This is a genomic window from Chryseobacterium sp. PvR013, assembly GCF_017833095.1.
GTDB classification, from domain to species: domain Bacteria; phylum Bacteroidota; class Bacteroidia; order Flavobacteriales; family Weeksellaceae; genus Chryseobacterium; species Chryseobacterium culicis_A.
Window position 1 is genome coordinate 439,700 of the sequence record NZ_JAFIBT010000001.1, and the last position, 26,677, is coordinate 466,376.

Sequence of the window (26,677 nt, forward strand, 5' to 3'; positions counted from 1 at the left end):
AATTCGGAAAAATGAATCAAAATAGAATCTTGCAGCCAACAACTATCGTTATTTTTGGTGCTACAGGAGATCTGGCAAAAAGAAAACTTTTTCCGGCATTTTACAACTTATATATCGATGGCAGAATGCCCAAAGGCTTCAATATTGTAGCGCTGGGAAGGGCAGAAAATACCGATGAAAATTTCAGAAATTACATCAAAGAAAATCTCGAGAGCTTCTCCAGAAAAAAAGTAACATCTGAAGACTGGGCAGGTTTCCAGGCTCATATAACTTATTTTCAGCATCAGCTGGATGAAGAAAGTTCTTATGAAAATCTACAACAGAAGTTGCAGAATTTTGATACCGTTTACGGAATGAGAGGCAACAGGTTGTTTTACCTGTCAATTGGCCCTAATTTCATTTCTACGATATCCAATCATATCAAAACTACATCATTAGCTTCCGATCCGAAAAAAGACCGTATTATTATTGAAAAACCTTTTGGTCACAATAAACAGTCCGCAATCGAACTTAATAGCCTTCTGGCAAAAACCTTTGAGGAAGAACAGATCTATCGTATTGATCATTATCTGGGAAAGGAAACAGTACAAAATATATTGGCATTCCGGTTTGGGAACTCTATTTTTGAACCTTTATGGGACCATAAATATATAGAGTCCGTACAGATTACGGTGGCAGAAGAAGTGGGAGTTGAGACCAGAGGAGCCTTTTATGAACAGACCGGAGCTTTGAGAGATATGATTCAGAATCACCTCTTGCAAATCCTGTGCATGGTAGCTATGGAACCGCCTGCTTCATTGCAGTCAGGGGAAATCAGAGATCGTAAAGTAGATGTTTTGAAATCTATCCGCAGAATTTCTTCTGATCAGGTTGATCATTATGCCGTAAGGGGACAATATGGAAAAGGTATTGTGAATGGAATGGAAGTGAAAGGATATCGTCAGGAAGATGGAATTGCTTCAGATTCCAATACTGAAACTTTTGCGGCGATCAAATTCTACCTGGATAACGAAAGATGGCAGGATGTTCCTTTCTATGTTCGTACCGGAAAGAAAATGAAAGAAAAGCACTCTTATATTACCATTCAGTTTAAACCGCTTCCTCATTCCACATTCTCAGACAGTCCTCATCATTTATCAGCCAATAGACTGATTATTAATATTCAGCCGATGATGGATATCAGACTGCAGTTTATGACGAAGAAACCAGGACTTACCCTGGATTTGAAACCTGCCGAAATGATCTTTGATAATTTTGCCTGTCAGGAAGATACTCCGGAAGCTTATGAAACTCTTTTACAGGATGCCCTTTTAGGAGATCTTACCTTATTTATGCGTTCTGATCAGGTGGAAGAAGCATGGGATGTTGTCACCACAATACAGGAAGCATGGGAAAATAACAAAGACCTGTCTTTCCCGAATTATAAAGCGGGAAGCTGGGGGCCGGAAGATGTTAATGCTTTGGTTGAAAGACAAGGACACAGCTGGGTATAAAACAATATAAAATTTAAACAAAGAAAAATGAATATTACAGTATTTGACGATCTGGAAAAACTGTACACAAAGGCAGCAGATGCATTTGTTGACCTTTCAAAAAAATCTATTCAGAAAAATGGCCGTTTTGTAGTGGCTTTAAGCGGAGGTTCTTCACCTAAAGCTATTTTCAAGTTATTGGCAGCACCGGAATATAAAGAACAGATAGAGTGGAATAAAGTCTACTTTTTTTGGGTCGATGAAAGATGGGTTCCTTTAAATGATGATAAAAGTAACTTCCGGATGACGGATCAAGCCCTTTTAAGCCAGGTTCCTGTTGATAAAAGCCATGTTTTCCCTATGTATAGTGACGGAAAACTTCCTGAAGACTATGCAAAAACCTATGAACAAGAGATCAGAAATGTTCTTGGTGATGAAGGTATTTTTGATTTTATTCTTTTAGGAATGGGAGATGATGGTCATACAGCCTCATTATTTCCGGGTGAAGAAGTGTTGCATGAAAAAGAAAAATGGGTATCTGCCTATTATCTGAAGCCTCAGGAAATGTTCCGGATCACACTGACCGCACCATTGATTAACAAAGCTGAAAATATTCTTGTAGTAGCCTTTGGAGAATCTAAAAAACATGCTCTGAATGAAGTACTGAATGGTGAATATAATCCTGAATTATATCCAATGCAGCTTATTGAAAGAAAAGAAGGGTTTCAATTTTTCACAGATGAAAAAGCGAAAAGCTGATTTTTTTAACCGTAATAAAATACAAGAGACTGTCCTGAGACAGTCTCTTTTCATATCAACTATTATAATACCGATATCGGCATATACAATCTTCTTTATAAATTCAAAGCTCATTACTTCAAATTTAAAAACAGTATCACTAGAGAAGTAATGATACTGTTGCATTTAGTGTTTTTACCTTAGTTGCTTGTTTTCGAAACCTGTCATTTCCTTCAACTCACATAGTGTTTCTATATAAAATGGTTATTAGTTTGGAGCAAATATACAAAATAAGACACTTCGTAGTGTCTAATGATGAAAAAAATATGTTAATTTTTAATTAATAAATATAAAGCATTGTAAAATAGTGTGTTATTGTGAATAATGCCATCCTGAAAATTGGATTTAATTGAAAAAAAACTGAAATATGATCTATTGGGTAATGATGAATGCGGAATGTTCATAAATAAAAACAGCAACACTAGAATATAGTGATGCCGTATGAGTTATATTTCTCTCAGTGATTGAATAGTAAAATATTTAAACTGAGTGAACTAACGATACAATCTGATCTCTCTTAATCTCATAATTTAGATCATTTGCTTAAAAAAGTGGTTATTAGTTTTTGCAAATATATACATTTAGACACTAAAAAGTGTCTAAAATGAAAAAAATTTCTTAAACTTGTACGATTGAAAGTTTACCATGGAAAGAAAGTCTGCAGCAGGAAGTATCCGGAACAAGGAACGCAGTAAAAAAAAGTTTTTGGACGCGGTTGGAAAAATACTGAGAACCAAAGGATATACTGCCTTGAAAGTGAATAGTATTGCTGCTACAGCCGGGGTAGATAAGAAAATGATCTATTCTTATTTTGGAGGTATAGACGGACTGATCGATGAGTACATCCAGTCACAGGATTACTGGAGCAGGGTAACCACTGAAGAAATTGTGAAAATAAAGCCCAAATTAGATGACGGAGGGAAATCCTTTATGGAAAAAATGCTTTTTTCTCAATTTGATTATGTGAATACCAACAAAGAAGCACAAAAACTACTCCTATGGCGTCTGTCTGAACCCCGTAAAGCTTTAAAGAAACTTACCGATACCCAGGAAGAAAATGGAGAATACATCTTTAAGCTGTTGATGGATCCTTATTTTAAAGATAATACTGAAGGTGTACGCTCCATCATGGCGATTATGGTTTCCGGACTTTATTATCTGAATATGTATGCGGCAATAAATGGAAGTATTTTCTGTGGCATCGATGTTAACACTCCTGAGGGAAGGGATAAGATCAAGCAAGCTGTTTCTTTCATGTTACATCATACTTATGAAAATCTGTAAGTGTGTAATTTTTTAAGAATAGAGAACCTTATAAAAAAACAAAACCATTAGAAATCTAATGGTCTGTCTATAAGTTGTGTTTCTACCTTAGTTGTTTCGGTTTCGAAATTGTCTTAAAGTAAGGGAACTCAATAATACAATTTGGATTGTTTTATTTTTCAACCTAATAGTGTTTTAAAATATATAGTTGGTTTTAGTTTGTACAAATATATAAAATAAGACACTGTGAAGTGTGTAAAATGTTAAAATTTTTCATAATTTTATTTAATTGTCTGAATTTCAATATATTATTTTTTGTAATAGATGTAAATACTTCTCTGAATAGATGCTGACAGTTCAGTTTAATCTATAAAATATAGAAGAAGATATTTCTATAAAGCAGCAAAATGTTTATTAAAAAAGAATGGGCCATAAAAAATATCTATAGAAAAGTATTTTATTTAATATGAAACCATTTTTTAAGAAATAAAAACAGCACCACTATGGAAAAAATGATGCTGTTGGTTGTGTTTTTACCTCAGTCGTGAATGTTCGAAATATTTTAAACTGAGGGAACTAACGATACAATCTGAATAGTTTTTAATTTTTTGATCTCGATCGTGTTTTTATATAGAGAATGGTATTAGTTTGTGCAAATATATACAAATAGTTGATATTAGACACTCGTTGGTGTCTAAAATGATAAAAAAATTTCTTAAACTTGTATATTGAATGTTTAGTCATGGAAAGAAAGTCAGCATCAGGGAGTATTAGAAATAAGGAGCGTAGCAAAAAAAAGTTTTTGGATGCCGTGGGGAAAATTCTCAAAACGAAGGGACATGCAGGGTTGAAGATTAATGATATCGCTGCTACTGCCGGGGTAGATAAAAAAATGATCTACACGTATTTTGGCGGAATGGATGGCCTGATGGACGAATATGTCCGTACACAAGACTTCTGGGTGAAAGCAACCAGCGAAGAAGTTGAAAAAATGAAACCCAATCTTGAAGACGGAGGAAAAGAATTTATTCAGCATATGCTTCAGTCACAGTTCGATTATGTGTACACCAATAAAGAAGCTCAAAAATTACTGTTGTGGACGATTTCTGAACCTAGAAAATCATTGAAAAAACTGATTGATACTCAGGAAGAAAACGGAGAGTATATCTTCAAATTATTAATGGAATCCCGTTTCAAAGATAAAATGGATACCTATCGTTCCATTATGGCGATCATGGTTTCCGGACTTTATTATCTGAATATGTTTGCCTCCCTAAATGGCAGCCTCTTCTGCGGAATAGATACGAACACTCCTGAAGGACGCGAGAAAATCAAAAAAGCAATATCCTTTATGGTCGATCAGACCTATGAAAACCTTTAATCTATTGTAAAGAACATAATAAAAAGAGGCAGTAATCTGCCCCTTAAATGGTGGAATTGACGAATAATGGAATTGGCCGGCAATTGCTTATTGAACCAATTCGCAGTTTTGCTTAGTCCTGTGCTATTTTTTCTTTATCAAGTGCTACTTTAGTATTCAGATTACCTCTTATTAAAGTGACTGAACTTGGTTTCCCGTTGGTAAAATCAAACTTCAGCAAATTAGGATAATCAACAATTTTAAACAGTCCATTTTTTAAATATACCAGTTCATTATCATTTTTGCCTTTAAACATTTCTAAAATTGGAGATTCAACATACAGGCGGTTATTTTTTTCTACTATTTTAGTTACCATTTTTTGTGAATAGAGAAAATCATCATAAGTCCCTAACAGTTTCTCTTTTAGCTCTAAAGGTATTTCCTGAATGTTTTCATGATCTGATTCTCCGTTCCAGTTCATCAGGCTCAGAATTTTTCTTTGCGTTTGAATCATCACAGGAATACGATTAGGCTTTTCCCCATTGGCTAGGAATGCAAAACCATTTCCGTCTTTCATTGTCGCAAAAGTATTGCCGCCCACTCCCGTATTGGAACCATTACATGAAAACCATTCATAATTATTGTATCCAAAAGATTTCTGCCATCCATATCCCCAACCGCCTACTGCATTTTTTAAAGCAGAGACTTCTGTTATTTTTTTTGCTACCTGATGAGAGATCACTTTGTTGTTTTTATTGCGCAATGCATTCTGAATCTCAATCGAAAGTTTAGCAAGGTCTGAAGGGGTAGACCAAAGTCCTGATGCTGCCACTTGTGGAGTGATAGGCAAACCGGTTTTAATCACATTACCATCTTTATCATGAACAAGAGCCACATTGGTGGGAAATCCATTTTCGTTGGGCTGAATCATCGTTGTATTTTTCAGACCAAGAGGTGAGAAAATATAGGTATGGGCAAGTTCTGCAATAGATTGATGTAAAGTGTCTTCCAGTGCCATCTGAACAATTACATACCCACCTCCGCTGTACTGCCAGTCAGTTCCCGGAGTAAACAGAAATTCAATTTCTTTATCATATCTGGGGATTTGCCCTAAAAGACTTTGCTGTAGAGTAGGGATCTTTTCTCCTTCATAATGATCCTCAAATCCACTCTGACTTGTACCTGCGGTATGGTTCAGAAATTGTCTCCAGGTTGGACTGTTATTTTCAGTCAGCTTGCTTTTTGGCAAGTGCCATCGTTTCAGGTATTTGTCTATAGGTTCATCTAAATTGATTAACCCTTTTTCTTCAAGAATATGGCAAAGAAGCGAGGTAATTGGTTTGGCAATAGATGCCGTGGAAAAAGCGGTATTTTCATCTATCTTTTCTTTAGAATTTATAGACTTTAATCCAAACTGTTTTGAATATACAATCTTATAATTTTCAAAGACAACAAGGCTAAATCCGGAGAGCTTATATTTTCCCAGTTGTGACTCAATATTTAAACTATCTGTAAGAAAGTTATAGTCTTTCTTTCTGGAAATATTCTGCCCAAAAGTAAAAGTGCTTATTAGTAATAGTACTGCTAAAAGATTGAATGAAGTTTTCATTGTATCGTTATTTATGGTTAAACATTATTATGATACAAATGTGAGAAAGCAGCTGATCCTATGCGACCGAGTACATGTAATTGGCCGGATTTGACTAAAAAAATAAGTACGAATACTTTAGATTCGAAGTACGAGTAATTACAATATGTTGTTTTGTAGTAACTTACGGTATTCTGTTGGCGTATTTCCTGTATGTTTTTTAAAAGCAGTATTAAATGAAGATTTTGAATTAAAACCTACTTCATACAAGATTTCAAGAATAGTTACCTTCGTTTTTGTAGCATCTTTTAAAATATCCATAGCATATTCTATCCGATAGGTATTTATGAAATCATAAAAATGCTGTCCTAGCTGATGATTGATTAACACAGATAATTCACGGGTAGGAATTCCAATATGATCAGAAATATTCTGAATGGTTATCGAAGGATTCAGAAATGGTTTTTCTGCGGTCATAAAATGCTTTAACTTCAGAAGTTCCTCATTGTACTCTTTTTCATCTACAGCTTCAGGCTCATTCTTTTTTTCCTCAGAAATAATATCAGAAACAAGCTTTAATTTTGAATCGATGTTTCTGAATAGACCGGGATTGTTGAGTGCTTTAAACAAATACCAGCACACAATAAACAATTGAGAAACCAGGATTCCGATTTTTATCCACTCCGAGATGTAGGGATAATCTGAGAATTTAAAAATATTTTTTAAAAGTGCGGTTAAATACACAACAGCAAGCACACTGGTGAATTGGAACAACCAGTGGTAAGAATTGATATTGGTACCGGAATAGTTCTCGAGATATAATTTTTTTGCTTTCCTCAATAGGATAAAAACAGCCGTAAAATAGATAAATGTCTGAATATGAAAAAGAATATGATTGAACTGGATCTCTATCATATTTTGACGATCCATAATGAAATCAATTTTAGAAGCAGTATCCACTGAATAAAAACGGGGGATCAAAGCGATATTGGCTGCTAAGAAAGGAAGCAGGTGTATGAGATATTTAGGTTTAAATTTAAAATCAGAATAACAAACCGATAGTACATACAGGTAAAAGGTTGGAATCTGCAGAAAGGCAAGAGTGTTTCTGAGCATTCCAAAATTTGAAGGAACATCCGTTATGAGACTCAATAAGGGTTCGCTAATGTCTATTGCAGTGATGATGAGGAACAAAGCAAAAAGAGAATTACTTGTTTTATGCTTTGTTTTAACGGTAATGAGAAAAAATGCAAGAAAAAATGAAATGAACAAAGAGATTATTGTTACAATAATTAATAAATTATTCTTATCCATTTTTTATTTTTTTGTTCATAGTTCAATAGTCTTTCTGGTTTGCAATTGAATTTCGTGAAGCTAAAGTAAGGCTTGAAATTCAAAATGAAACTGTGCAAATATAGACATTAGATTGAAATAATATATTTTTTTAAAAAGATGTTCTGGCTCCCATATTGATTCTCTAAATCATTTGAAGTAACAGTCATGTAAATAAGTGTTTAAAGTTTTTTTTGTTCTGGAAAACAGACTGTGAGTGAAGATAAATAATAGGCGAGTACCTGACATTTTACATCAGTAGGAGACCTCATAAAGGCCTCCTACTTGATTGTGGGTAGTCATGAAATTAAATACCACCTATTTTTAACAATATTATCCTTTATGATAAGGACACCCTGATGCTGCATCAGAATTCCCGGAAATATTGAAGAACTGCTCTTCAATCACTTTTCTCTGATCCTCAGGAATATCCTGTATTTTACGAAGGGTGTTGACCTGGATATGAGGCCAGCTGGTAGTACCGCCATCATTCCCGAAATCAAATTCGAAGAATACGATTTGCTCATATTGCAGCTGAAGAATCTCTTTTCCATCTTCAATCACTGTTTCAATCCACATGTCCATATCTACCTCAACAGTCGGAACAAAACGATTGACAAAAGGAACATTCAAAACGCCTCCCTGTGCTCCGGTTTTCATCTTGGAAGACATTCTTACATGAACATAATTGCTGACCTTCTGACCTCTTAATGTATCCCTAAGCCTAAGATCAGGACGTACAGAATAAGGATATAAATCGTCTGCCAGTATTCGCTGGGTATAAATCTTGTTTGAACCCTGATCATTAACGTCATTAAGTGTTTCATGAACCCAGGCAGGTGCAGGTTTGTCCAGATCAATGATATTATCCGGTGTTACTCCTGCGTTTCCCATTGTACGTGAAATGGAAAGATGATTCGTATCCCATGCTTCTTTACCATAAGGGAATTGAGGTGAGCCTTCGATTAAATAGAACGTTTGGTTGTCCTTATTTTGAGGAATGATATCTCCAAGTAAAGTAATGGTGCTTCCATGAGGAATGACGCCGCTTCTAGAGATAGAGTAGTCCGGAATAAAATAAGGCCCGTCAATTCCTGCTCCCGGTTTTATTTCCTGAGCCGGAATGATTTCATAATAAGGCTGCCCTGGCTGTAGTTGACTTAAAAGAATATATTTAGGGTTGGCCTCTCCGTCTGGTGTTATCCTTACCAAAGGTTCATCTCTGTATTCCCCTGTATAGCCATACTTCGCATCTTCTGTTGAAATAGCATGAATCCCGCGGTCTCTTTCAATAGATTCTTTGGTTGCTGCATGATTGTAAACGTCACTCAGCCAAAGATACATACCGTTTTCTTCATGGATAGGAGTATATTTTAAAGCATCCTGTCCCTGTACGGTATTAACACTTTTAATGCTCTGTTCATATTTAACAGCCCCACAGAAAAGTTCACTGGCTCCACCACGGTTACGAACTCCACCCGGAACAATGGAAAAGGTTAACTTTTCAATATATTCTTCACTGTCAAAAGCGAATTTTCCGGGAATTGTTCCTGAATTAGTTCCCGGAGAAGGCATAATTGTAGTATGTACTCCACTTGCTAATGAAGGCTTGGTAATGTCTTTATTGTAATTAACATTGTAACTTACCCAGGTTCCATCCAATGCTGCCAGAACTCCATAATCTACACTATTTTCTATGGACTGCAGGTTGTCTTCTCTAAAAGGTCTTACCGGATCATCAATAAGAAGTTTTGAATATCCATCCATTACCTCAGCCAGATTAACCTCATTTTGGCCAGGCATCTTACGGAATAACTGTTCGCCTCCCGCTTCGGGACTCTCTTTTTTTCTTTTAAGCATGATATATCGTTTTTATGGTTATAGATTGATGTATTCGAAAGTTGGGCCTGCATTATTCTGAGCGTCCAATGGTTGTTTCATCAGATTAACGGCTTGTTCTTTCAAGGCATACATATACATAATGGACTTTTCAAGCTCTCTCTGATTTCCTTCTACAGCACTTTGTATAGCATCTAATAAACGCTTGTAGGTTTTATTAAACTCAATACCTTGGGCATATAATTCTTTATTTTTGATATAATCTTCCAGTTTAGGATTAGGTTTCATTGGATATGCCTCATTCCAGTCTACCGGAAGATCTTTTCCAGTAGGTGGCGTTGTTACAGGCATCATTCCGTTTTCATCCATAAAAGGTTCATAATTTCCTCCCAGATAGAAATGCTCATGGAAAACTTCTTTAAATCTGAAATAATGCGCCAGTTCCGCCCCTTCTTCAAACTGAGAAGGATCAACATCAAAAATAGAATCATCAGCACCTTCTCCCTGTCCTTTTATTTCCTCAAAAACAGCAATTACTCCGGCTAAAGCCTCTACAGAATGTAATTTCCCACCACTTCCGTAATATTGTTCAGGACGGATTTGTTTGGCAGGATTTCCTGTGAAAATTCCTCCGGTATTTAATTCTTCAAAATTCGCAGGAAGTTGTCCGTGTTCTTTGTAGTATGCAATGATTTGGAAAATAACGATATAGAAGAATAAAACATCATAATACTCCCCAATGGTGTGTACATTTTCCATAATGAAGCCCTTCATGTTTTCAAGAGTCCAGAAGTTGTTTTCCTGTACCGAGGCTCTTTGAGTATATAATGCTGAAGTGTCAGTGTCGTGATCATATTTGGGGGCTTTTACCAAAGGCTTGCCTGGACTTTCAATTGCAATAAATGTTGCAATACTGTTGCTTGAGAATGTTTCAAGGCCAACATAGAAATCAACATTCATTGGTAGTTTCATCGGGTAAGTAGGATAGTTTTCCTGTTTGTTGACAGAAGGCTGGATGTCAATAGCATTCAGAACATTACAAACCATAATCAGGTGAAGCATTTCTTCCACAGCAACACTTCTGATAATTTGCGAAGCCAGGGCGTTAGTACCATCCTTGATTGAATACAAAGCAGTAAGGTAAGGTGGAATGGTGGAATGTTCGATAAGAATTGCTGTCTGTAAAAGATCCTGTAAAATCGGTTTATAATCAATTTCGATTAATCCCTTTTTTAATTCTGAAACTCCGGATCCTAACTGTGATTGAAGGTAAGCATTAAACTCTTTGATCTGATTGGTTAACAGAAGATTAGTTAAGGTTTTACTGTGATGCTTTAATCCTTCCATCCAGTCTTCCTTGCTAAGCGTTGAAGCAAACAGCAAAGAAGGCAATGAAACGGCCTCAGTAACAACAGCACTTCTGGCTGCCATTCTTCCTGCTGTTAATAACGTTTCCTGTGGTTGAGCAGTTTTATTGATAAGTTTTTGTCTCATGTTGTTATTTTTTAAGTTGAATTTCAAGATCAGCAAGAATAGACTCTACTGAACGGATCGTAAATGCTGATAATGTTAAAGTAGGGTTTGAAGTTCCCAGAGTAGTCATATTTCCAGCTCCTACGATGTATAAGTTAGGGTGATCCCAGGCTTTACAATAACTGTTGGTAACAGAATCTTCTGCTGTAGAACCCATTCTGTGAGTACCCACGATGTGACCTGCTCCATTGTAAGAATACCTTACCCCATTGTACATCACGGAGTTCATATCTGCTGCAGTATATTTGGTGAAATCTTTAATGCCTAATCTTTTAAACATCTGATCCGAAGCATGTTTTGCCTGTTCCATGGCTTTCATTTCATATTCTGTCAGCTCATAATGAATGACAGGCCGCGGAATTCCCAGAACATCCATGTATTGATCATTAATCGTAACCCTGTTATTGGGATTCGGCAATTGTTCGATTTCAAAATGGAATAATACCTGTTTTGAAAGTCTGTTGGTAAGAGCCTCTCTCAATTCAGCACCGAAAAGATTCTCCTGGCTGATAAAATAGGCAACATCAGATCCCGGGGAAAATGCCGGCCATCCCCATCCCCAGTTGTCAAGAGGAGAGATCCACGCCGAAAATTCACCTCTGAAGTTCCCGTCACGGAAAGACGAAATATTTGTTGTAGAGCCAGGCCCTCTGTACGGGTAAACCGGTTCAGGGAAAAGTCCCCAGGTCAGCATTACCATATGATCCATCAGGTTTCTTCCCACCTGATCACTGCTGTTGGCCGCGGTTTTTACACCGTTTTGAGTAGTATATGGGGAATTCAGCAAAATCTTTGGGTTCTCAAAAGCATTAGCAGCAAGAATTACGATAGCATCTGAAGTGTCTATAGATTCTTCAATGAAATCTGTTTTCTCTTTTGAGGTATATCTTCTCAGATGAACTTTGGAAATTTTATCCTTATCATTCTGGTCAACGCTCAATCTGTAAACCACGCTCTGAGCCTGAATCTGCATGTATGGATTACGCTTAAGGTTTTCGTGATCATTAAGTTTATATAAAGCTTTTTTCAATGTCTTTAGCGCATTGTATTTAGCCTGAACAGGACAGATGGGAACACAGGAAGCATTCCCTTCACAACGTTCTCCCATATAAGGATTCCATACAGAACCCAATGCTTTATATTCTTCTTTTTCAGAACTGTCTAAAACCAGTTTATATCCGGATTCTTTTGGTTCGGCTTTGATGATCTTTGTTTTTCCGTATTTTGGATTGGGGATAGAGTTTCTTCCCTGTGGAGAAGGTACCATCATTAAAGGAATCTCTCCGGAACTTAGTTTCACACTTGTCCCTTTAAGCCCTTCAATAATCTTATGGTCCATATAACTCTGAGGAATTTCCTCCATCGGGAATACATAATTTCCATAATATTTTTCCATATTCTCATCAATGGGATATTCCTGTCTTGAAACATCTCCGGAAACTCCGATTTCAAATTCTGCCATTTCATAATAAGGCCTTAATTCCTCATAGTCAATAGGCCAGTTGATAGGCGTTTTTTCTTGAGAATCCGGTTTGTGTATTGTAATTCCATATTTCTCGGTGAGTTTGAAATCGTTTGGAAGCATTCTTGGTGTAGTTCCCAGCCAGTGAAGGGTAGTTCCGCCTCCCACTCTTATAGCATCACTTGCAAATGGCATAGGCCCAAACTGAACCAGATATCCTTTTTTATCAGGGAACGGCTGAACAATATGTTCCATATCCAGAACATTGGGAGAAGGAGCTTGCTTTAAATTCGGATAAGGTGAATTGGGAACCTTGGCTTCCTCCCGATAAAAAGTACGTATATATTCATTGTAAGTGGTCATTGAGGATACGGAATCCAGTTCCAGCCCAGCTTCCAGTCCCGCCTCATACATGAGTATTGATATTTCCTTGATGCTATCCGATTTTCCGGCATCTGCACGGTGAATCATTTTTCCTTTTGCGGCATCAAATACATGATCAGACAGTAGTTTTGCGATCAATGATCCTGCGATCCCCGTTCCTACGATGATCACATCTTTTTTGTTATGGGTCTGGTTCATGAGTTGCTGTTTACAGGTTTAATATTCCATGATTTGTAGCCAGGTTGTTTTGCTCCTGGCGGATGAGAGTGCATCAGATTCCAGACAAGACCTTCTTGGTAAGAAAGATCATTGATGTAACTGCCTTCCCAGGTTCCCAAATACCACATGGTGATTACTTTTCCGGCGATCTCGTTCATTCCTGCATTACCAATAATTTCGGATTGAATGGCCTTTTTTAATTCCTCTTCACCGGAAGAATTTTCAAGAATATTTTTAGATAGGGTAAGGAATTCTACAAAAGTGGCGGCTTCTAAGCTTTTTAAAACATAAGTGTAATAGGTTTCCGCAAGACCTGTGGATTGTAGTTCGTTTACCGTAAATCCCGCGAGCGCTTCCGAGATAGACATAAACACGTCGAAATAATAATCGTCGACGTTGAGAATTTTGTTAATAATATTCATTTCGTTAAAAATTTGGGTTAGATATCTTCAATTCCTTCAACAGGAGGGCATCAAGCCGATTGATCTACAGCTGCAAGATTTTTCAGATACCATCTCTTTTTCCGAAATGATTGAATGTATTTCAAGCGATCCATAGTAACCAGTTTTTGTTTATCCGAAATTAATCAGATCCCGGCAGATAAGATTCAGTATTTCTACGTAATTTATGTTAACGGTAATTTGAAAAATTATAAAGTAACCCTTTGTAGCAAAGGGTTTCAAGGGGTTTTGTTTTCACCTAGTTTAGAATTAATTTAAATAATGTGGTATTGAAACAGAATAGGATATTAAAGGGAATCGATTCAATTGAATTTAAAAAATAATAATAAATTGACGATCAGGATGTAACAAAAGTGAAGCTATGGTAGTCTAATCAATATGAGTTAACTTTTTGCTAAACAGTTATCCCAGATAAAACCAAATACTATTGACCATGAAAAGATTTTTACTTACTTTATTGTGCTTTGCTTCCTCTCTTTTTTCTGCACAGGGATTGAACAGCCAGAAAGAAACAGGTACGAATTTGTCCAAAAATATAAATGAACAGCCGGTACATCAATCCGTTCAGCTGGAGACAGATAAAGTATTCAATAAATTAGTGAACCTAAGAAGAACATTTCATGAAAATCCTGAATTAGCCGGTAAGGAAAAGCAAACTCAGGAAAAAATTAAGCAGTATCTGCTGGATCTGGGACTGGAAGTTCAAACAGGTCATTACGGGTATAGCGTTGTAGGGATTTTGAAAGGAGATAAAAAAGGCAAAAAAATAGCCTGGAGATCAGATATGGATGCACTACCGAATGATTATCCGGATCCGGAGGTTTTCAAATCAAAAGTAAAGGGAGTTCAGCATGGTTGTGGTCACGATATTCACATGGCGATCGGGTTAGGAATTGCTGAGGTTCTTTCCAAAAATAGAAAATATTTAAAGGGAACAGTATATTTTATATTTCAACCTGAAGAGGAAACCTTCAAAGGCGCAAAAGAACTGCTTAATAATGGATTGCTATCTAAAATAAACCCTAATGAAATCTATGGGCTTCATGTGACGGCTACTCCTGTTGGCCAGATCATGGTGAAACCCAGTGAAATGTTTGCCTATCAGAAGAAAATAAGGATTCAATTAAAAAAAGGACTATCTCAAGAGGAGCTCAATGGTTTAACAAAAAAAATCAGTAATTCTTTATTTCGGGTTTCTTCCGGAAGCAAACCCTGGGAAATACAGTCTATTGTTGATCCTAAAATAGGGTTGACCAATCCAGATACTATTTTCAAAGATTATCTTTTTACCGATGGAAAATTCAGTACTTATTCTAAAAATAATGAATCTTTTCTTGAAGCCTACCTGTATGAGACGAATGCTTCCAATGTAGATAAAATAATTCCTGAAGTTCAGAAGATTGTTGAAGATAGTGGATATAAAAATCAACTGCTTTCCGTTTCATTTGTTCAGGAAAACCCAACGGTTATCAATAATGAAAAACTGACAAAATCGGCAATAGAAATCCTTGAGAATCTTTATGGAAAAAATGCTGTTGCATCAGATTATGGTCAGGTTCCGTTTTTTAATGATGATTTTGCTTATTTTCAACAAAAAATACCCGGAGTTTACTTTTTCCTTGGGGGATCCAATTTTGAAAAAGGAGTGATAGCAATGAATCATTCTCCTAATTTCCAAGTGGATGAGGAAAGCATCAGAACCGGAGTGAAAAGTTTTTCATCATTATTGATAGAACGTCTTAACAGAAACTAATTCTTAACAGCAATCGCATCTATCTCAAACAACATTCCGGGTAAAGCGAGCTGACTTACCGGAATAAGTGTACTGGTAGGCAAGAATGAATGATTCCATGCTTTCTTCGCTTCATCCGCCCATATTTCAAGTTTTTCCTGATTGTGATCCACAATGAGTAAGGTAATTTTGACAATATTCTCAAATGTCATGTCATGGCTTTTTAGCACAATTTTTAGGTTTTTTAAAGCATCCTGAACCTGAGTTTTAAAATCATCCGCCAATTCATGATTTTCCCCGACACCTCCGCTCTGCCCGGAAATAAAGCACATCTGAGAAGGAGATTCTATAGAAATGCTGTGTGAGAAACTATAAGGGCCAGGATTAAATAATTCAGCAGGATTAATCAGTACAGGTTGTTTATTGCTTTCCATAATCTTTCATTTAATGAGGTAAAGGTGAGAGATAAAAATTGAAAAACTCTTTACATATGTTGAGAAAAATATTCTTTTATTTGGGTAAAGTTCCCTTTCAATTAAAATGGAATTCAAATAAAAAATGCTGTCTCAAAAGTTTCATTCTGAATAGGCCGGAAGTCTATGAACACACCCCGGAAATGTAATGAAGAATTTCATTTTTGAGACAGCCTTATTAAATTTTTTACTCTACAACAATACTTTCAATCCCTCTTTGTAAAGCCGTTTCCTGAATGACAGGAACAGAAAGACCTTCTGCACGTACTACAGAAATATCCGTCATTCCCATAAATCCAAGAGTTTGTTTTAAGTAAGGAACAACAAAATCATAAGCCTGTCTTTCCCCTTCTGAATATACTCCGCCACTGGAAAAAGCCAGATATACTTTTTTGTTTTTTACCAAACCTTCAGGACCGTTTTCACTGTAGCTGAAAGTTTTTCCTGCTCTGGCAATATGATCTAGCCATGATTTCAGGGTAGAAGTGATGCTGAAATTGTACAATGGAGCTTCGATAATAATAATATCGGCTTCATGTAGCTCATCAATGACTGTATCTGAAAGTTTTACCGTTTCCCATTGTTCAGAAGTACGGTTTTCAGCAGGTGTGAAAAATGCATTGATATGTGCTTCTTCTAAATGAGGAAAAAGAGGGTTCGCCAAATCACGTTTTTTAAAAACACTGTCAGGGTATTTTGCTGTAATTTTTTCCACAACGGCATTTCCCAGTTTTTTACTGATTGATGATTCGCTTCTCGGGCTTGAGACAATATGAAGTACTCGTTTCATTTTTTATTTTTTTTAAAATTGATGTTTCAAAATTATTTATATTTACTAATAAAAAGATAGTAGTTACCAAAAGGTTAGTAATAACATTTAGGTTAGTAATAAGCTAAAACAGAAACAATGGAAGAAGAAAAAATAGTGTATTCAAGGCCGCAATGCAGTACTCATCTGTCTGCTACAGAGGATGCTTTGTATGTTTTAGGAGGCAGATGGACCATCCGCGTAATGATTGCTATTTTGGGTGGACATACCCGTTTCAATGAACTGCAGAGAACCATCAAAGGAATTTCAGCAAGAGTATTATCCAGCGAATTAAAAAAACTGGAGGTAAATCATCTGGTTGAAAGAACGGTTATTACAGATCAGAAACCGGTGTTGGTAGAATATGTTCCCACAGGATATAGCGAATCACTGAAAGATGTTATTGCTGCTCTGGCAGATTGGGGAGCAAAACATAAAAAGAAAATTACTGCCTGATAATAAAAATAGAAGAGTAGTGTTGAGGTTAGAGAATACTGTATTTTGTGGTATTTGATAAGTTGCAGCATTGCTTATACTTTAAGTATTTTTACTCAAATTAATAATAACAAGATGGTCATAGGTGAAGACTTATTATTTTCCTACGGAGCCACTCTGGAAAATTATGAAGCCGGAGATGCTGTTTTTCAGGAAGGTACCGCAGCAAAATATTATTTCCAGATCAGATACGGCACTGTGAAGCTGAATACGTTTTTAGAAGACGGAAAAGAATTTGTTCACGGGCTGCCTTTTGATGGGCATTGTATTGGTGAAAGCTATTTATTTACTGATCATCATTATGCTGTTAATGCCATTGCCGTTACCCAATGTGAAATTATTAGAATTTCCAAAACAAAAATTCTTGAAATCCTGCTGGAAAACCCTGAATTGCTACTTGAAATTAATAAATACATGGCAGACAGAATGCATTTCAGATTTATGATTTCCAGTTTTCTGGCCATTTCGGATCCCATTGTAAAGCTCACAAAGCTTTTTGATCATATTAAAAAGTATTTCGGATTCGTAGAAGCGTATTCATTTCTGATTCCCTATACGAGACAGCAAATAGCAACCTTAACCGGTCTTCGGGTGGAAACGGTGATCAGATATGTCAAAAAAATGGAGGAACAGAAAATGGTTAAAATTGAAAGTACTAAAATTTATTATTAGCTTTCAGTAATTCAAACGAAGTTCTTTATTATTTTAAAATTAAAACAGGCTGATGCGTATTTTGGTAAATTCCTTCAGAAATACTTCTGCTTGCCAGATAATACAGGAAGCTGTGCTTACCAGGTAACGCAATAATGAGATCTGCCTCATTTGATGCCGCAAAAGACAGGATTCCATTAATGACGTTTTCATCATGAGAATAGTGAATGCTGCTTGGGATTTCTGTTAAATGTTCACGGATATAGTCTTCCAGTTCTTTTTTATGGTCTTCATTCTCTTTTTCATTGTTGTTGATATTTAAAAATGACAATCGTACATCCTGCTTATGAATAACAGATTTGTGATGAAATAATCTTTCTAATCTTTTAATTCCTTTAATATCACAAGGAATAAAGATATTCTTAATAGGAGTGTAATGATAGCTGTTAGGAACAATCAAGGTCTTCACAGGGCTTGTTCTTGCAATACTTATAATATTATCAGAAACAAAACTCTCAGTACTGGAAGTCTGATCATCACTTCCCAAAATAATCAATTCCACAGACGGCTGATTTTTTAAAAGCTCATTAATACTTCTGGTAATGACCCAGTCACTTAAAATCCTGGAAACCTTTACCTCGGGCGACTTTTCGGTAATAATACTGCTTAAGTGGTCAAATAATGATTCCGTTCTCTGCAGTAAATTATTTACACTTTCTTCATTCACAAAGGAATGCCCTTCTGCAATATGCAGGTAGTCAAACTCAGATTCACCTGCCGTTTTTAGTAGGATAATGTTTTGATATTCGTAGGTTTTTGCCCAATCTGCGGCAATTCTTACTGCATTTTCCGTAGTTGATGTAAAATCAATGGGTACAAGGATTGTTCTCATATGCTATCATGTTTTGATCCCGGTTCTTCCAGGTTTGCGGTCATTTTTTTTACTAAAAGCAGCGCTTTGCTAATCTCTTCTTCGTCTATAGTACCTGCTGCCTTTTTATAAAGATCCAATGCCCAGGGATAAACGATTTCTACAATCTGTTTCCCTTTCTGAGTCAAAAAGATCTGTTTATTTCTCCTGTCGTTTTTATCAGCTATCCTTTCCACTAAATCCCTTTTTACAAGGCTATTGATGAGGTAGGTAATACTTGATTTGTCTTTACTTACTTTATTCCCGATTTCCTGCTGATTGATGCCATTGTTGCGTGAAAGAAGTCCCAGAATTTCAATCAGTTCAAAAGACAGATCAGGATCATATTCATTAATACTGTTCTGGATTTTCTGCCGGAGACGGCTTTTCATTTCACTCATCGCCAGACCAAGTTCCAGAGCCAGTTCTGATCTATTATTCTGTTTTGCAGGCATACTTTATAATTAATAATGATACAGCAGTATAAAATCGATATCCAAAAGGATTTTAGCATGACTTATCCTAACAAATATACGAAAAATTAGTTTTAATTAAAACTAATTGAAGGTAAAGTATTCTATAACAAGAGATAAAAAATGAAAAAATAAATCTTCAGGAACAAATTTTGTAGTCAGATAACTAGAATATTAATTAAAAAAGGATATGTCTGTAATTGTGTTAAAAAGAATTTACGAAACACCGTCCGCAGACGATGGCTGTCGTATTCTGGTAGATCGTCTCTGGCCAAGAGGGCTTTCAAAAGAAAATGCTGATCTTGATGAATGGGATAAAGACATTGCGCCATCAACAGAATTAAGACTGTGGTTTCATCACGATCCTGCGTTATGGCAAGAATTTTCAGAAAAGTATATGAAGGAACTTCATGAAAGTAATCTAGGGAAAGACTTTCTGAAACGTCATAAGAATCAGGAAAAAATTACATTGTTATATGCTGCTAAAGATGAAGCCCACTGCCATGCCATCATTATAAAAAAGTATCTGGAAAGTATAAAATAAAAAGAAAAAGCAGAGATTAGTTCTCTGCTTTTTCTTTTTTAACGGCCTGATGCATAAAAAGGATAATTCCCAAAAGGAAAAATGCGATGATCAGATAACGCCACGAAAGATCTTTTTGATCCGCTACCGTTCCGCTTACAGAAATGATAAAGCTCGTTACAGAAGTGATTACATATACCAATCCACCCATAAGCCCTCCGGCAGTACCTGCATTTTTAGGAAAGTAAAGCATACTTGTTGTAAAAAAGGAGGTAAATAAAATTCCGGAACAGATGTGAATAAAAAAGGCAAAAGGAATCATAATGAAAAGACTTTCTGCAAAATAACTGGTGATGATCAGCCCGGCAATCAGGATCAGCTGAAGCAAAATAGGTTGTAGAATTCTTGGTTTAAAATCAAGAGTCAGTCTTCGTTTTCCGATAAAACCTCCTATCATCCAGGAGAAGCCCAGGATCAATGTACAGTATCCAATAACTACCGGCGTAAAATGAAAAGTATTTTCAATAATAAAAGGTCCGGTAATATTAAAGAGCATAACAATAGAGTAGCTCAATCCTAAAATGAAAATCCCTAACATGAAAATCCTGTTTTTAAGCATCATTTTGTAAAGACTGATATTCTCTGACAGATCCAGTTTCTTTTTCTGGGGAAGACTTTCGCCGCTAAAAAACCACTCAAAAAGGAACAGGAATCCGGCATATCCGGCTAGAAAATAAAAATTAGCATGCCAGTTAAATATTTTCTCAAGATATCCTCCCAGGAAAGGAGCTAGAATAGGGCCGCACGACCATACAATGGTAAAATAGCTCAAATAATGCTTTACTCTTTCCGAATCATAAATGTCTACGAAAATAGCACGCGTAGCCACCACAAGAACCGAAACAGCTGCTCCCTGGAGGATACGAAGCAGACAGATCAGTAAAATGCTGTTGGTCATCGTAATCAGGATACTGGTCAGGATCAGAAGGAACAAGGCGATCAATTTAGGACGGTAACGTCCGATACTATCCAGAATTCCTCCTACAAACAACTGGGAAACTCCGTAGCTCAATAGATATGAGGTCAGCGTGATCTGAATATCTTTTTCCGAAACCATCATTTCTTTGGCCATAGAAGGAAACGATGGTAAATAAATATCCGTGACAAACCCGGAAAGCGGGATAGACACGAAGGCCATAATGGTAATTAATCTGATTCGTTGCTCAGATGCTTCTCTCAACATATTCATTCGTTTTTACCATGCAAAAATAAGTCAAGAAATGGGAAACTGGATTTTAAAAGACAAAGCAAAAATTACGAAAATCAAATATCAGATAAATTCTTAAATTTTAATGGTGAAGTCTGGGCATGCTTTTTAAAAAAGTTATTAAAATGAGCAGGCTGATCAAACCCTAAAGTATAGCCTATCTGGGCAATATCCCAATTCGTATACTTCAGCAGGTTTTTAGACTCTTCAAACATTTTTTCTTTGATAATTTGAGTAGTAGTAAGGTTGGTTACAGATTTTACAGAAGAATTCAAATGATTGACATGTACATTGAGATGCTCCGCAAAGTCGGAAGGTGTTTTTAACGCCAATGGATAAGCAGGAGAGTCCAGAGGAAACTGTTTGGTGAGCAATTCATCGAATAACTTGTACAGACGTACATTCGCAGGGAGTTCATTAGGATTGATATCTTCCACACGGTTTTCCAGTGCCAGATGCATCACAGAGGCAAGATTGCTTTTGATACTGCTGCAACGGAAAGGATATGCAGAATTATTCATCCTGTAAATCTGATCAAAATAAAGAGTTGCCAGCTGAGCCTGTTCTTCCGTCAGAAATACCACTGGTTTACTCCATTCTTTGAACATTGATGTTTTTTTAAATAGATTAAATTCTGAATTTCCATTAAAAAATTCCTGATTGAACAAGCAGAAATATCCCTCCTGTACATCACTTTCACACTCCCATGAATACGGAATGCTTGGAGAAGGGAAAAATAATGCAGGCCCATCAATAAACAGCTGATGGGTACCATAATGAATCGTGCCTTTTCCTATGATAAAGCTTATTTTATAATAATCACGTCGGTTGTAGGGACTCTTAAAGCTGCAATATCTCCGCATAGAAATATTGAAATGAGATTTTCCTGTCTCAAAATCTTCAGAATCAAATATTTTGATCTGGTCTTTACGAATGCGTCTGTAATAATCTTCTATGGTTTCCAGCTGATCGCTCATAAGTAAAAATTATAAAAATCAAAGATAAGTAAATGGTTGTTCACTCAGAATGATTTTAAGTGAGATAATAAAAATAAGAATGATAGTTTCTCTCGATATCTGTCTTAAAAAAGACCTGCAGTGATAAAATATAGAAAAGCATCTATACAATCTGAGAAATCTGTGGTTAAAAAATGAATTAAACTAACTTTTATTAATCTCCAATTCTAAAATATGTGATGGCAACTGAAAAGGACCTGCCTTTGAGCTGTCCGCCACTACAAAACCATATTCTTTTAAAAAGTCTGCAAGCGGATCGTGATCCAGGATATTAATCCATATAACATCTGTAAAACTCACTGCGGATCTGCATTTTTTCCAAAGGGATTGTCTTGTTTCCGGAGTGTCAAACTCTGAAAGAATTACAAAACTGATTTCTGTAGCCCTTTTTCCCTCAGGAATTCCGGGATGGAGAGAGCCGCTTTTGATAACACTGTATCCAATAGGCTTCTGATCCGCATACATAATGATTAGTTGATTGGAAAGATCATTCAGATCATTGATCATCTTTCTCGGATCTATTTCGTGATGAATATATTTTTTTATGTCTTCCTCATTGACAAGCTCTCTGTGTAATGAATAAATGGAAGAATCAATAATGGTTATAAGATCAGAAATTCCCTCTTCAGAACCTACTGTAAATTTTGAAATGATATCCATGGGATTTTTTTATTCAAAATTATAAGATTAATCTATTCAAAAAGGATACAGTTCGCTAAAATATCATCGGTACAGAAAGGTATTTTTGTAAATTTGTTCAGTACAGTTGATGTATTATGATGAAACCTTATAAGTACGAAATTTTTACGGCCGAAATAGAGAGGCAGATCTACAATGGAATTTTGCAGGAAAATGACAAGCTTCCTTCCGTTCGTTACATTAAGGAAAAATACAAACTGAGCACAAGCTCTGTGCAAAGTGGATTTGAATATCTTATGATTAAAGGGCTGATCAGGAGTAATCCACGGTCTGGCTATTTCGTTACAGGAATTCAGGAGGAAAATATTCCGGAAGTAAAAACAAAGCTTCCGGTCGTAGTGAGGGATGAAGTATTTATGAAAAATATGATGCTTACTTCCAAAAGAACTTCAGAATTCAGTTCTTTCAATACAGCTGTACCCGGAGATCTTCTGATTCCGCAAAAACTTATCCTCAGAACAATGCAGGAAGTTATTCGTGAGAAAGGGGCATCACTGCTCAGGTATTATCCCCCAAACGGATTGGAGCTATTAAGGAAACAGATTGCAAAACAAATGGGAGCTTATGGCTGTATATTCAACCCAGACGAAATAATTATCACGGATGGTGCGTTGCAGGCCCTTACAATTGCTTTAAAATCGGTTACAAAAGGAGGAGATGTAGTGGCTGTTGAGAGTCCATGTGTGTTTTCTGTACTGGAAGTACTTGCTCACCTTGAGTTAAAAGCCATTGAGCTTCCTGTACATTATAAAACAGGTTTTGATACTGAATATTTCAAAACGATCTGTGAGGAAAATAAGATCTGTGCTCTTGTCACGACTCCCAATTTTCACAATCCCACAGGTGTTGTAATGAAAGATGAAACAAAAAAAGAAATTCTGAGCATGGCAGAAACGTATCAGTTCTGTATTATTGAGAATGATATGTACTCCGATCTTTATTTTGAAGAACAAAGGCCGCAAAGTATAAAAAGCTTTGATAAAAAAGGGATAGTCATGATGTATTCATCGTTTTCAAAGACGTTAGCTCCGGGAATTCGTTTAGGCTGGTTATATGCCGGAAGTTTTTATGCAAAATCCGAAAGAGTAAGGTTTGCTTTAGGGCGCACCGTTTCGCCTATTTACCAGGAATTGGTTCTAAAACTGCTACAGGGAAGCGGTTATGAAAGGCATCTCCGGTTATTCCGGAAAAAACTCAGTCAGCAGGCTGTTCAGGTATTGGAGGTGTTAAGAAATTCCTTTCCTGAAGACTCTTATTTCCACAGGCCGAGAGGAGGTTACAGTATTTGGGGGCAACTTCCTCAGAATACTGATATGGAAATATTTTACCAGTATTGTGAGGAACATCAGATTTTGTTTACTCCCGGAAATACCTTTTCTTTCACGGATAAATATCATTTTCATTTCAGGATTATTTTTAGTGAAAGAATTACCTCTGAAAGCATTGTTTTACTGAAAGATGCAGGCAAGAAAGCAAAAGAGCTGCAGTTTTAAAACTTTAAGAGCAATTAAGTAAAATAGAGAAAGTAAAATGGCTTCCTAAATGAAATTTTTTAAGAGAATCTTCGTTTACTTTTTTTGATTCTTATTGATTTTGAATAGTTTATTTAAAAATTTACTTCTACTCTATATAATATCCAGGTATAGGGCTGATTTTCTACAATAAATTGATTTTATTTTAAAAATTAAATTGAATTTAAGTAAGACTTAGAAAAAATGATTAAATCCACTATTTTTTTTCAACACAATTAGGCTGGAATCACCATAAAACCTATATTTGCAGCCTAAATTTTTAAATAAATGAAAGAACTAATTGAAAAAATCAACGCAGAATTTGAAGCGTTCACAACTGAGGCAAACCAACAAGCGGAAAAAGGAAACAAAGCAGCTGGTACAAGAGCTCGTAAAGCAGCTTTAGAACTAAGCAAATTGTTCAAAGACTTCAGAAAAGTTTCTGTAGAAGAAGCTAAGAAATAATTTACCTTCAGCCGGCTTTTGAAGCCGGCTTTTTTATTTCTAATACATCTGCTTATCAGGTATTTCTCAATAGAAAATAAAATGTCATTTTATAAATGCCAAAGACTGTCATATGGATAGTCTTTTTTTGTGAATTATTCCCATAGTAGATTCTTGTTATTATTTTTAGATTAAAAAATGGATATTATCAAGGGAATGCCTCTTTTTCAGGCTTAATCTTTCATCATCTCCCTAATTTCTTTTATCTTTAAAGCAATCAATAAATATTATGAGGATAAATAGATTTTTTGCAGTGCCTGCAGTAGTGCTGGCCGCTCAGTTCTCCTGGGCTCAGGTAAAGGTTGACCCAAAAGAAAGGTTAAACCCTATCGTAAAAAGTTTTGTAGATGAAGTAAATAATAATTCCCAGCTGGAAAACCTGGCGTCTGAGCTGTTGGATGGAATCGGACCTCGTCTTGTAGGAACTCCGGAAATGCTTGCTGCCAATGAATGGAGTGCCAATAAACTCCGTTCCTGGGGAGTAGATGCCAATCTTCAGCAATTTGGAACCTGGAAAGGCTGGCAGCGAGGTGTTACTCATGTTGATATGACGTATCCGCGTGTAAAATCTCTTTCTGCAACACAGCTTGCATGGAGCCCGGCTACTAAAAAAGCTGTAGAGGCAGAAGTAATTATTCTTCCGAAAGTATCTTCTAAAGCTGAATTTGATCAATGGCTTCCTTCCGTGAAAGGAAAAATTGTGCTGATGGCACAGTACCAGAAAATCGGTCGTTCTGATGAACAAATCAAAGAATTTGCAACACCTGAATTGTATGAAAAGCTTAAAGCAGAAAAAGAACAGGCTGCCAAAGATTTTGCTGCTTATATAAAGAATGCCGGTTATGATAATAACAGTCTTCCTGAAGCTTTAGAGAAGGCCGGAGCGGCAGGTATTGCCATTTCAAACTGGACTGGTATCATGGGAGCCAACAGAATATTCGGAGCGAAAACATCCAAAATTCCAATGATTGATATCGATGTGGAAGACTATGGAATGCTGTACAGAATGGCAGAAAAAGGAACGCAGCCTAAAATCAAAATTGATGCTCAATCCAAAATACTTCCTGAAGCAAAAAGCTTTAATACAATCGGTATGATCAAAGGTAAAGAAAAACCTGATGAGTACGTGATCCTTTCTGCCCACCTTGATTCATGGGACGGAGCTCAGGGAGCTACAGATAACGGAACAGGAACGATCACCATGCTGGAAACAATGAGAATTCTGAAAAAATATTATCCTAATAACAAGAGAACTATTGTAATCGGACTTTGGGGAAGTGAAGAGCAGGGATTAAATGGGTCTAGAGGTTTTGTAGCCGATAATCCACAGATTATTAAAGGAGTACAGGCTGCTTTTAATCAGGATAACGGAACCGGACGTGTTGTGAATATCAGCGGTCAGGGATTTGTAAAAGCTTATGATTATGTTGGAAGATGGCTTGATGGTGTTCCCAAAGCAGTAAGAAGCCATATTAAGACTGATTTCCCAGGGATGCCTGGAGGTGGAGGCTCTGACCATGCTTCGTTCGTGGCAGCAGGAGTACCCGGAATTTCTTTAGGTTCTCTGAACTGGGGGTATTTCGGATATACGTGGCATACTACAAAAGATACTTACGATAAGATCGTTTTTGATGAAGTTAAAAATAATGTGATTTTAACGGCAGCCTTAGCTTATATGGCTTCCGAAGATCCTGAATTCAGCAACAGAGAAAAAAGAGTAATGCCTCAGGATGAAAAAGGAGAGGTCGTAAAATGGCCGGAAGTAAAAGAACCTAGAAGAAGTTCTAAAGATTACAAATAGGTATTCTTTATTTGAAACAGATAAAAGATTAGATATATGGGTGGAGCAGATATATTAGTTCAGTATAATTTTAAATTTCTCTGAATAAATAACAGTAAAGCCT

Annotated in this window: 24 protein-coding genes; 11 read left to right on the forward strand and 13 right to left on the reverse strand. The window is 36.3% G+C overall.

The features are described 5' to 3' along the window. Positions 1-11: 11 nt before the first annotated feature. The 4 genes from zwf (at position 12) to JOE44_RS02010 (ending at position 4,914) form a co-directional block, all read left to right on the forward strand. Complete coding sequence (zwf, locus tag JOE44_RS01995) at positions 12-1,493, forward strand: glucose-6-phosphate dehydrogenase (protein ID WP_209784123.1); 1,482 nt, start codon at positions 12-14, stop codon at positions 1,491-1,493. A gap of 27 nt (positions 1,494-1,520) precedes the next feature. Beyond that, complete coding sequence (gene pgl / locus JOE44_RS02000) at positions 1,521-2,231, forward strand: 6-phosphogluconolactonase (RefSeq protein ID WP_209784124.1); 711 nt, start codon at positions 1,521-1,523, stop codon at positions 2,229-2,231. Between the two features lie 684 nt (positions 2,232-2,915). Next, entirely contained in the window at positions 2,916-3,554 is a 639-nt protein-coding gene (locus tag JOE44_RS02005; RefSeq protein ID WP_209784125.1) for a TetR/AcrR family transcriptional regulator, read from the forward strand. A 721-nt stretch (positions 3,555-4,275) separates the two neighbouring features. Next, entirely contained in the window at positions 4,276-4,914 is a 639-nt protein-coding gene (locus JOE44_RS02010) for a TetR/AcrR family transcriptional regulator (protein ID WP_209784126.1), read from the forward strand. A 112-nt stretch (positions 4,915-5,026) separates the two neighbouring features. On the opposite strand, the gene JOE44_RS02015 is transcribed toward JOE44_RS02010, so the two are convergent. The 6 genes from JOE44_RS02015 to JOE44_RS02040 all read right to left on the reverse strand — a co-directional run bounded on the left by JOE44_RS02015 (position 5,027) and on the right by JOE44_RS02040 (position 13,672). After that, on the reverse strand, positions 5,027-6,502 hold the full coding sequence (locus JOE44_RS02015) for a serine hydrolase domain-containing protein (RefSeq protein ID WP_209784127.1): 1,476 nt from the start codon (positions 6,500-6,502) through the stop codon (positions 5,027-5,029). A 138-nt stretch (positions 6,503-6,640) separates the two neighbouring features. Then, positions 6,641-7,795: a helix-turn-helix domain-containing protein gene (locus JOE44_RS02020; protein WP_209784128.1), complete on the reverse strand. Its 1,155-nt coding sequence runs from the start codon at positions 7,793-7,795 to the stop codon at positions 6,641-6,643. A gap of 351 nt (positions 7,796-8,146) precedes the next feature. Continuing rightward, complete coding sequence (locus tag JOE44_RS02025) at positions 8,147-9,673, reverse strand: peroxidase, FMP-type (protein ID WP_209784129.1); 1,527 nt, start codon at positions 9,671-9,673, stop codon at positions 8,147-8,149. Positions 9,674-9,691: 18 nt separating this feature from the next. Further along, positions 9,692-11,146: a ferritin-like protein gene (locus JOE44_RS02030; protein ID WP_209784130.1), complete on the reverse strand. Its 1,455-nt coding sequence runs from the start codon at positions 11,144-11,146 to the stop codon at positions 9,692-9,694. A 4-nt stretch (positions 11,147-11,150) separates the two neighbouring features. Beyond that, positions 11,151-13,229: a GMC family oxidoreductase gene (locus tag JOE44_RS02035; RefSeq protein ID WP_209784131.1), complete on the reverse strand. Its 2,079-nt coding sequence runs from the start codon at positions 13,227-13,229 to the stop codon at positions 11,151-11,153. Beyond that, the gene (locus JOE44_RS02040) at positions 13,226-13,672 is read right to left on the reverse strand and encodes a hypothetical protein (RefSeq protein ID WP_209784132.1); all 447 of its coding nucleotides are present in this window, start codon (positions 13,670-13,672) and stop codon (positions 13,226-13,228) included. Before JOE44_RS02040 ends, JOE44_RS02035 begins: the two co-directional genes overlap by 4 nt. A gap of 472 nt (positions 13,673-14,144) precedes the next feature. Between JOE44_RS02040 and JOE44_RS02045 the strand changes: the two genes are divergently transcribed. Further along, positions 14,145-15,464, forward strand: coding sequence for a M20/M25/M40 family metallo-hydrolase (locus tag JOE44_RS02045; RefSeq protein ID WP_209784133.1), 1,320 nt, complete (start codon positions 14,145-14,147; stop codon positions 15,462-15,464). Here JOE44_RS02045 and JOE44_RS02050 read toward each other — a convergent pair. Next, a complete protein-coding gene (locus JOE44_RS02050; protein ID WP_209784134.1) occupies positions 15,461-15,877 on the reverse strand; it encodes a RidA family protein in 417 nt (138 codons plus the stop codon). The genes JOE44_RS02045 and JOE44_RS02050 overlap by 4 nt on opposite strands. 226 nt (positions 15,878-16,103) lie before the next feature. Beyond that, positions 16,104-16,706 carry an NAD(P)H-dependent oxidoreductase gene (locus JOE44_RS02055; protein WP_209784135.1) on the reverse strand — a complete coding sequence of 201 codons (603 nt, stop codon included), beginning with the start codon at positions 16,704-16,706 and terminating at the stop codon, positions 16,104-16,106. 117 nt (positions 16,707-16,823) lie between these two features. On the opposite strand from JOE44_RS02055, the gene JOE44_RS02060 reads away from it, so the two are divergent. After that, complete coding sequence (locus JOE44_RS02060; protein ID WP_209784136.1) at positions 16,824-17,180, forward strand: helix-turn-helix domain-containing protein; 357 nt, start codon at positions 16,824-16,826, stop codon at positions 17,178-17,180. A 114-nt stretch (positions 17,181-17,294) separates the two neighbouring features. Then, complete coding sequence (locus JOE44_RS02065) at positions 17,295-17,891, forward strand: Crp/Fnr family transcriptional regulator (RefSeq protein WP_209784137.1); 597 nt, start codon at positions 17,295-17,297, stop codon at positions 17,889-17,891. A 28-nt stretch (positions 17,892-17,919) separates the two neighbouring features. On the opposite strand, the gene JOE44_RS02070 is transcribed toward JOE44_RS02065, so the two are convergent. Further along, the gene (locus JOE44_RS02070) at positions 17,920-18,762 is read right to left on the reverse strand and encodes a universal stress protein (protein ID WP_209784138.1); all 843 of its coding nucleotides are present in this window, start codon (positions 18,760-18,762) and stop codon (positions 17,920-17,922) included. Then, on the reverse strand, positions 18,759-19,235 hold the full coding sequence (locus JOE44_RS02075; RefSeq protein ID WP_209784139.1) for a MarR family transcriptional regulator: 477 nt from the start codon (positions 19,233-19,235) through the stop codon (positions 18,759-18,761). Before JOE44_RS02075 ends, JOE44_RS02070 begins: the two co-directional genes overlap by 4 nt. Before the next feature lie 208 nt (positions 19,236-19,443). Here JOE44_RS02075 and JOE44_RS02080 point away from each other — a divergent pair, with 208 nt between their 5' ends. Continuing rightward, on the forward strand, positions 19,444-19,797 hold the full coding sequence (locus JOE44_RS02080) for a DUF488 domain-containing protein (protein ID WP_209784140.1): 354 nt from the start codon (positions 19,444-19,446) through the stop codon (positions 19,795-19,797). Between the two features lie 16 nt (positions 19,798-19,813). On the opposite strand, the gene JOE44_RS02085 is transcribed toward JOE44_RS02080, so the two are convergent. From JOE44_RS02085 to JOE44_RS02095, 3 genes are all read right to left on the reverse strand, one after another. Then, complete coding sequence (locus tag JOE44_RS02085; protein ID WP_209784141.1) at positions 19,814-21,019, reverse strand: MFS transporter; 1,206 nt, start codon at positions 21,017-21,019, stop codon at positions 19,814-19,816. A gap of 80 nt (positions 21,020-21,099) precedes the next feature. Next, positions 21,100-22,020, reverse strand: coding sequence for a helix-turn-helix transcriptional regulator (locus tag JOE44_RS02090; RefSeq protein WP_209784142.1), 921 nt, complete (start codon positions 22,018-22,020; stop codon positions 21,100-21,102). A 183-nt stretch (positions 22,021-22,203) separates the two neighbouring features. Beyond that, a complete protein-coding gene (locus JOE44_RS02095) occupies positions 22,204-22,719 on the reverse strand; it encodes a hypothetical protein (RefSeq protein ID WP_209784143.1) in 516 nt (171 codons plus the stop codon). Between the two features lie 116 nt (positions 22,720-22,835). Here JOE44_RS02095 and JOE44_RS02100 point away from each other — a divergent pair, with 116 nt between their 5' ends. The 3 genes from JOE44_RS02100 (at position 22,836) to JOE44_RS02110 (ending at position 26,574) form a co-directional block, all read left to right on the forward strand. Next, positions 22,836-24,251, forward strand: a complete 1,416-nt coding sequence (locus JOE44_RS02100; protein WP_209784144.1) for a PLP-dependent aminotransferase family protein — start codon at positions 22,836-22,838, stop codon at positions 24,249-24,251. Between the two features lie 306 nt (positions 24,252-24,557). Continuing rightward, positions 24,558-24,734 (forward strand): histone H1, encoded by a 177-nt coding sequence (locus JOE44_RS02105; protein ID WP_047377485.1) that lies wholly within the window; start codon positions 24,558-24,560, stop codon positions 24,732-24,734. 268 nt (positions 24,735-25,002) lie between these two features. Continuing rightward, positions 25,003-26,574 (forward strand): M20/M25/M40 family metallo-hydrolase, encoded by a 1,572-nt coding sequence (locus JOE44_RS02110; RefSeq protein WP_209784145.1) that lies wholly within the window; start codon positions 25,003-25,005, stop codon positions 26,572-26,574. Positions 26,575-26,677 lie beyond the last annotated feature (103 nt).

Bases quoted from the DNA above. Each gene is read 5' to 3' on its own strand.
- zwf (WP_209784123.1), top strand. From the start codon at position 12: ATGAATCAAAATAGAATCTTGCAGCCAACAACTATCGTTATTTTTGGT.
- pgl (WP_209784124.1), top strand. From the start codon at position 1,521: ATGAATATTACAGTATTTGACGATCTGGAAAAACTGTACACAAAGGCA.
- JOE44_RS02005 (WP_209784125.1), top strand. From the start codon at position 2,916: ATGGAAAGAAAGTCTGCAGCAGGAAGTATCCGGAACAAGGAACGCAGT.
- JOE44_RS02010 (WP_209784126.1), top strand. From the start codon at position 4,276: ATGGAAAGAAAGTCAGCATCAGGGAGTATTAGAAATAAGGAGCGTAGC.
- JOE44_RS02015 (WP_209784127.1), bottom strand. From the start codon at position 6,502: ATGAAAACTTCATTCAATCTTTTAGCAGTACTATTACTAATAAGCACT.
- JOE44_RS02020 (WP_209784128.1), bottom strand. From the start codon at position 7,795: ATGGATAAGAATAATTTATTAATTATTGTAACAATAATCTCTTTGTTC.
- JOE44_RS02025 (WP_209784129.1), bottom strand. From the start codon at position 9,673: ATGCTTAAAAGAAAAAAAGAGAGTCCCGAAGCGGGAGGCGAACAGTTA.
- JOE44_RS02030 (WP_209784130.1), bottom strand. From the start codon at position 11,146: ATGAGACAAAAACTTATCAATAAAACTGCTCAACCACAGGAAACGTTA.
- JOE44_RS02035 (WP_209784131.1), bottom strand. From the start codon at position 13,229: ATGAACCAGACCCATAACAAAAAAGATGTGATCATCGTAGGAACGGGG.
- JOE44_RS02040 (WP_209784132.1), bottom strand. From the start codon at position 13,672: ATGAATATTATTAACAAAATTCTCAACGTCGACGATTATTATTTCGAC.
- JOE44_RS02045 (WP_209784133.1), top strand. From the start codon at position 14,145: ATGAAAAGATTTTTACTTACTTTATTGTGCTTTGCTTCCTCTCTTTTT.
- JOE44_RS02050 (WP_209784134.1), bottom strand. From the start codon at position 15,877: ATGGAAAGCAATAAACAACCTGTACTGATTAATCCTGCTGAATTATTT.
- JOE44_RS02055 (WP_209784135.1), bottom strand. From the start codon at position 16,706: ATGAAACGAGTACTTCATATTGTCTCAAGCCCGAGAAGCGAATCATCA.
- JOE44_RS02060 (WP_209784136.1), top strand. From the start codon at position 16,824: ATGGAAGAAGAAAAAATAGTGTATTCAAGGCCGCAATGCAGTACTCAT.
- JOE44_RS02065 (WP_209784137.1), top strand. From the start codon at position 17,295: ATGGTCATAGGTGAAGACTTATTATTTTCCTACGGAGCCACTCTGGAA.
- JOE44_RS02070 (WP_209784138.1), bottom strand. From the start codon at position 18,762: ATGAGAACAATCCTTGTACCCATTGATTTTACATCAACTACGGAAAAT.
- JOE44_RS02075 (WP_209784139.1), bottom strand. From the start codon at position 19,235: ATGCCTGCAAAACAGAATAATAGATCAGAACTGGCTCTGGAACTTGGT.
- JOE44_RS02080 (WP_209784140.1), top strand. From the start codon at position 19,444: ATGTCTGTAATTGTGTTAAAAAGAATTTACGAAACACCGTCCGCAGAC.
- JOE44_RS02085 (WP_209784141.1), bottom strand. From the start codon at position 21,019: ATGTTGAGAGAAGCATCTGAGCAACGAATCAGATTAATTACCATTATG.
- JOE44_RS02090 (WP_209784142.1), bottom strand. From the start codon at position 22,020: ATGAGCGATCAGCTGGAAACCATAGAAGATTATTACAGACGCATTCGT.
- JOE44_RS02095 (WP_209784143.1), bottom strand. From the start codon at position 22,719: ATGGATATCATTTCAAAATTTACAGTAGGTTCTGAAGAGGGAATTTCT.
- JOE44_RS02100 (WP_209784144.1), top strand. From the start codon at position 22,836: ATGATGAAACCTTATAAGTACGAAATTTTTACGGCCGAAATAGAGAGG.
- JOE44_RS02105 (WP_047377485.1), top strand. From the start codon at position 24,558: ATGAAAGAACTAATTGAAAAAATCAACGCAGAATTTGAAGCGTTCACA.
- JOE44_RS02110 (WP_209784145.1), top strand. From the start codon at position 25,003: ATGAGGATAAATAGATTTTTTGCAGTGCCTGCAGTAGTGCTGGCCGCT.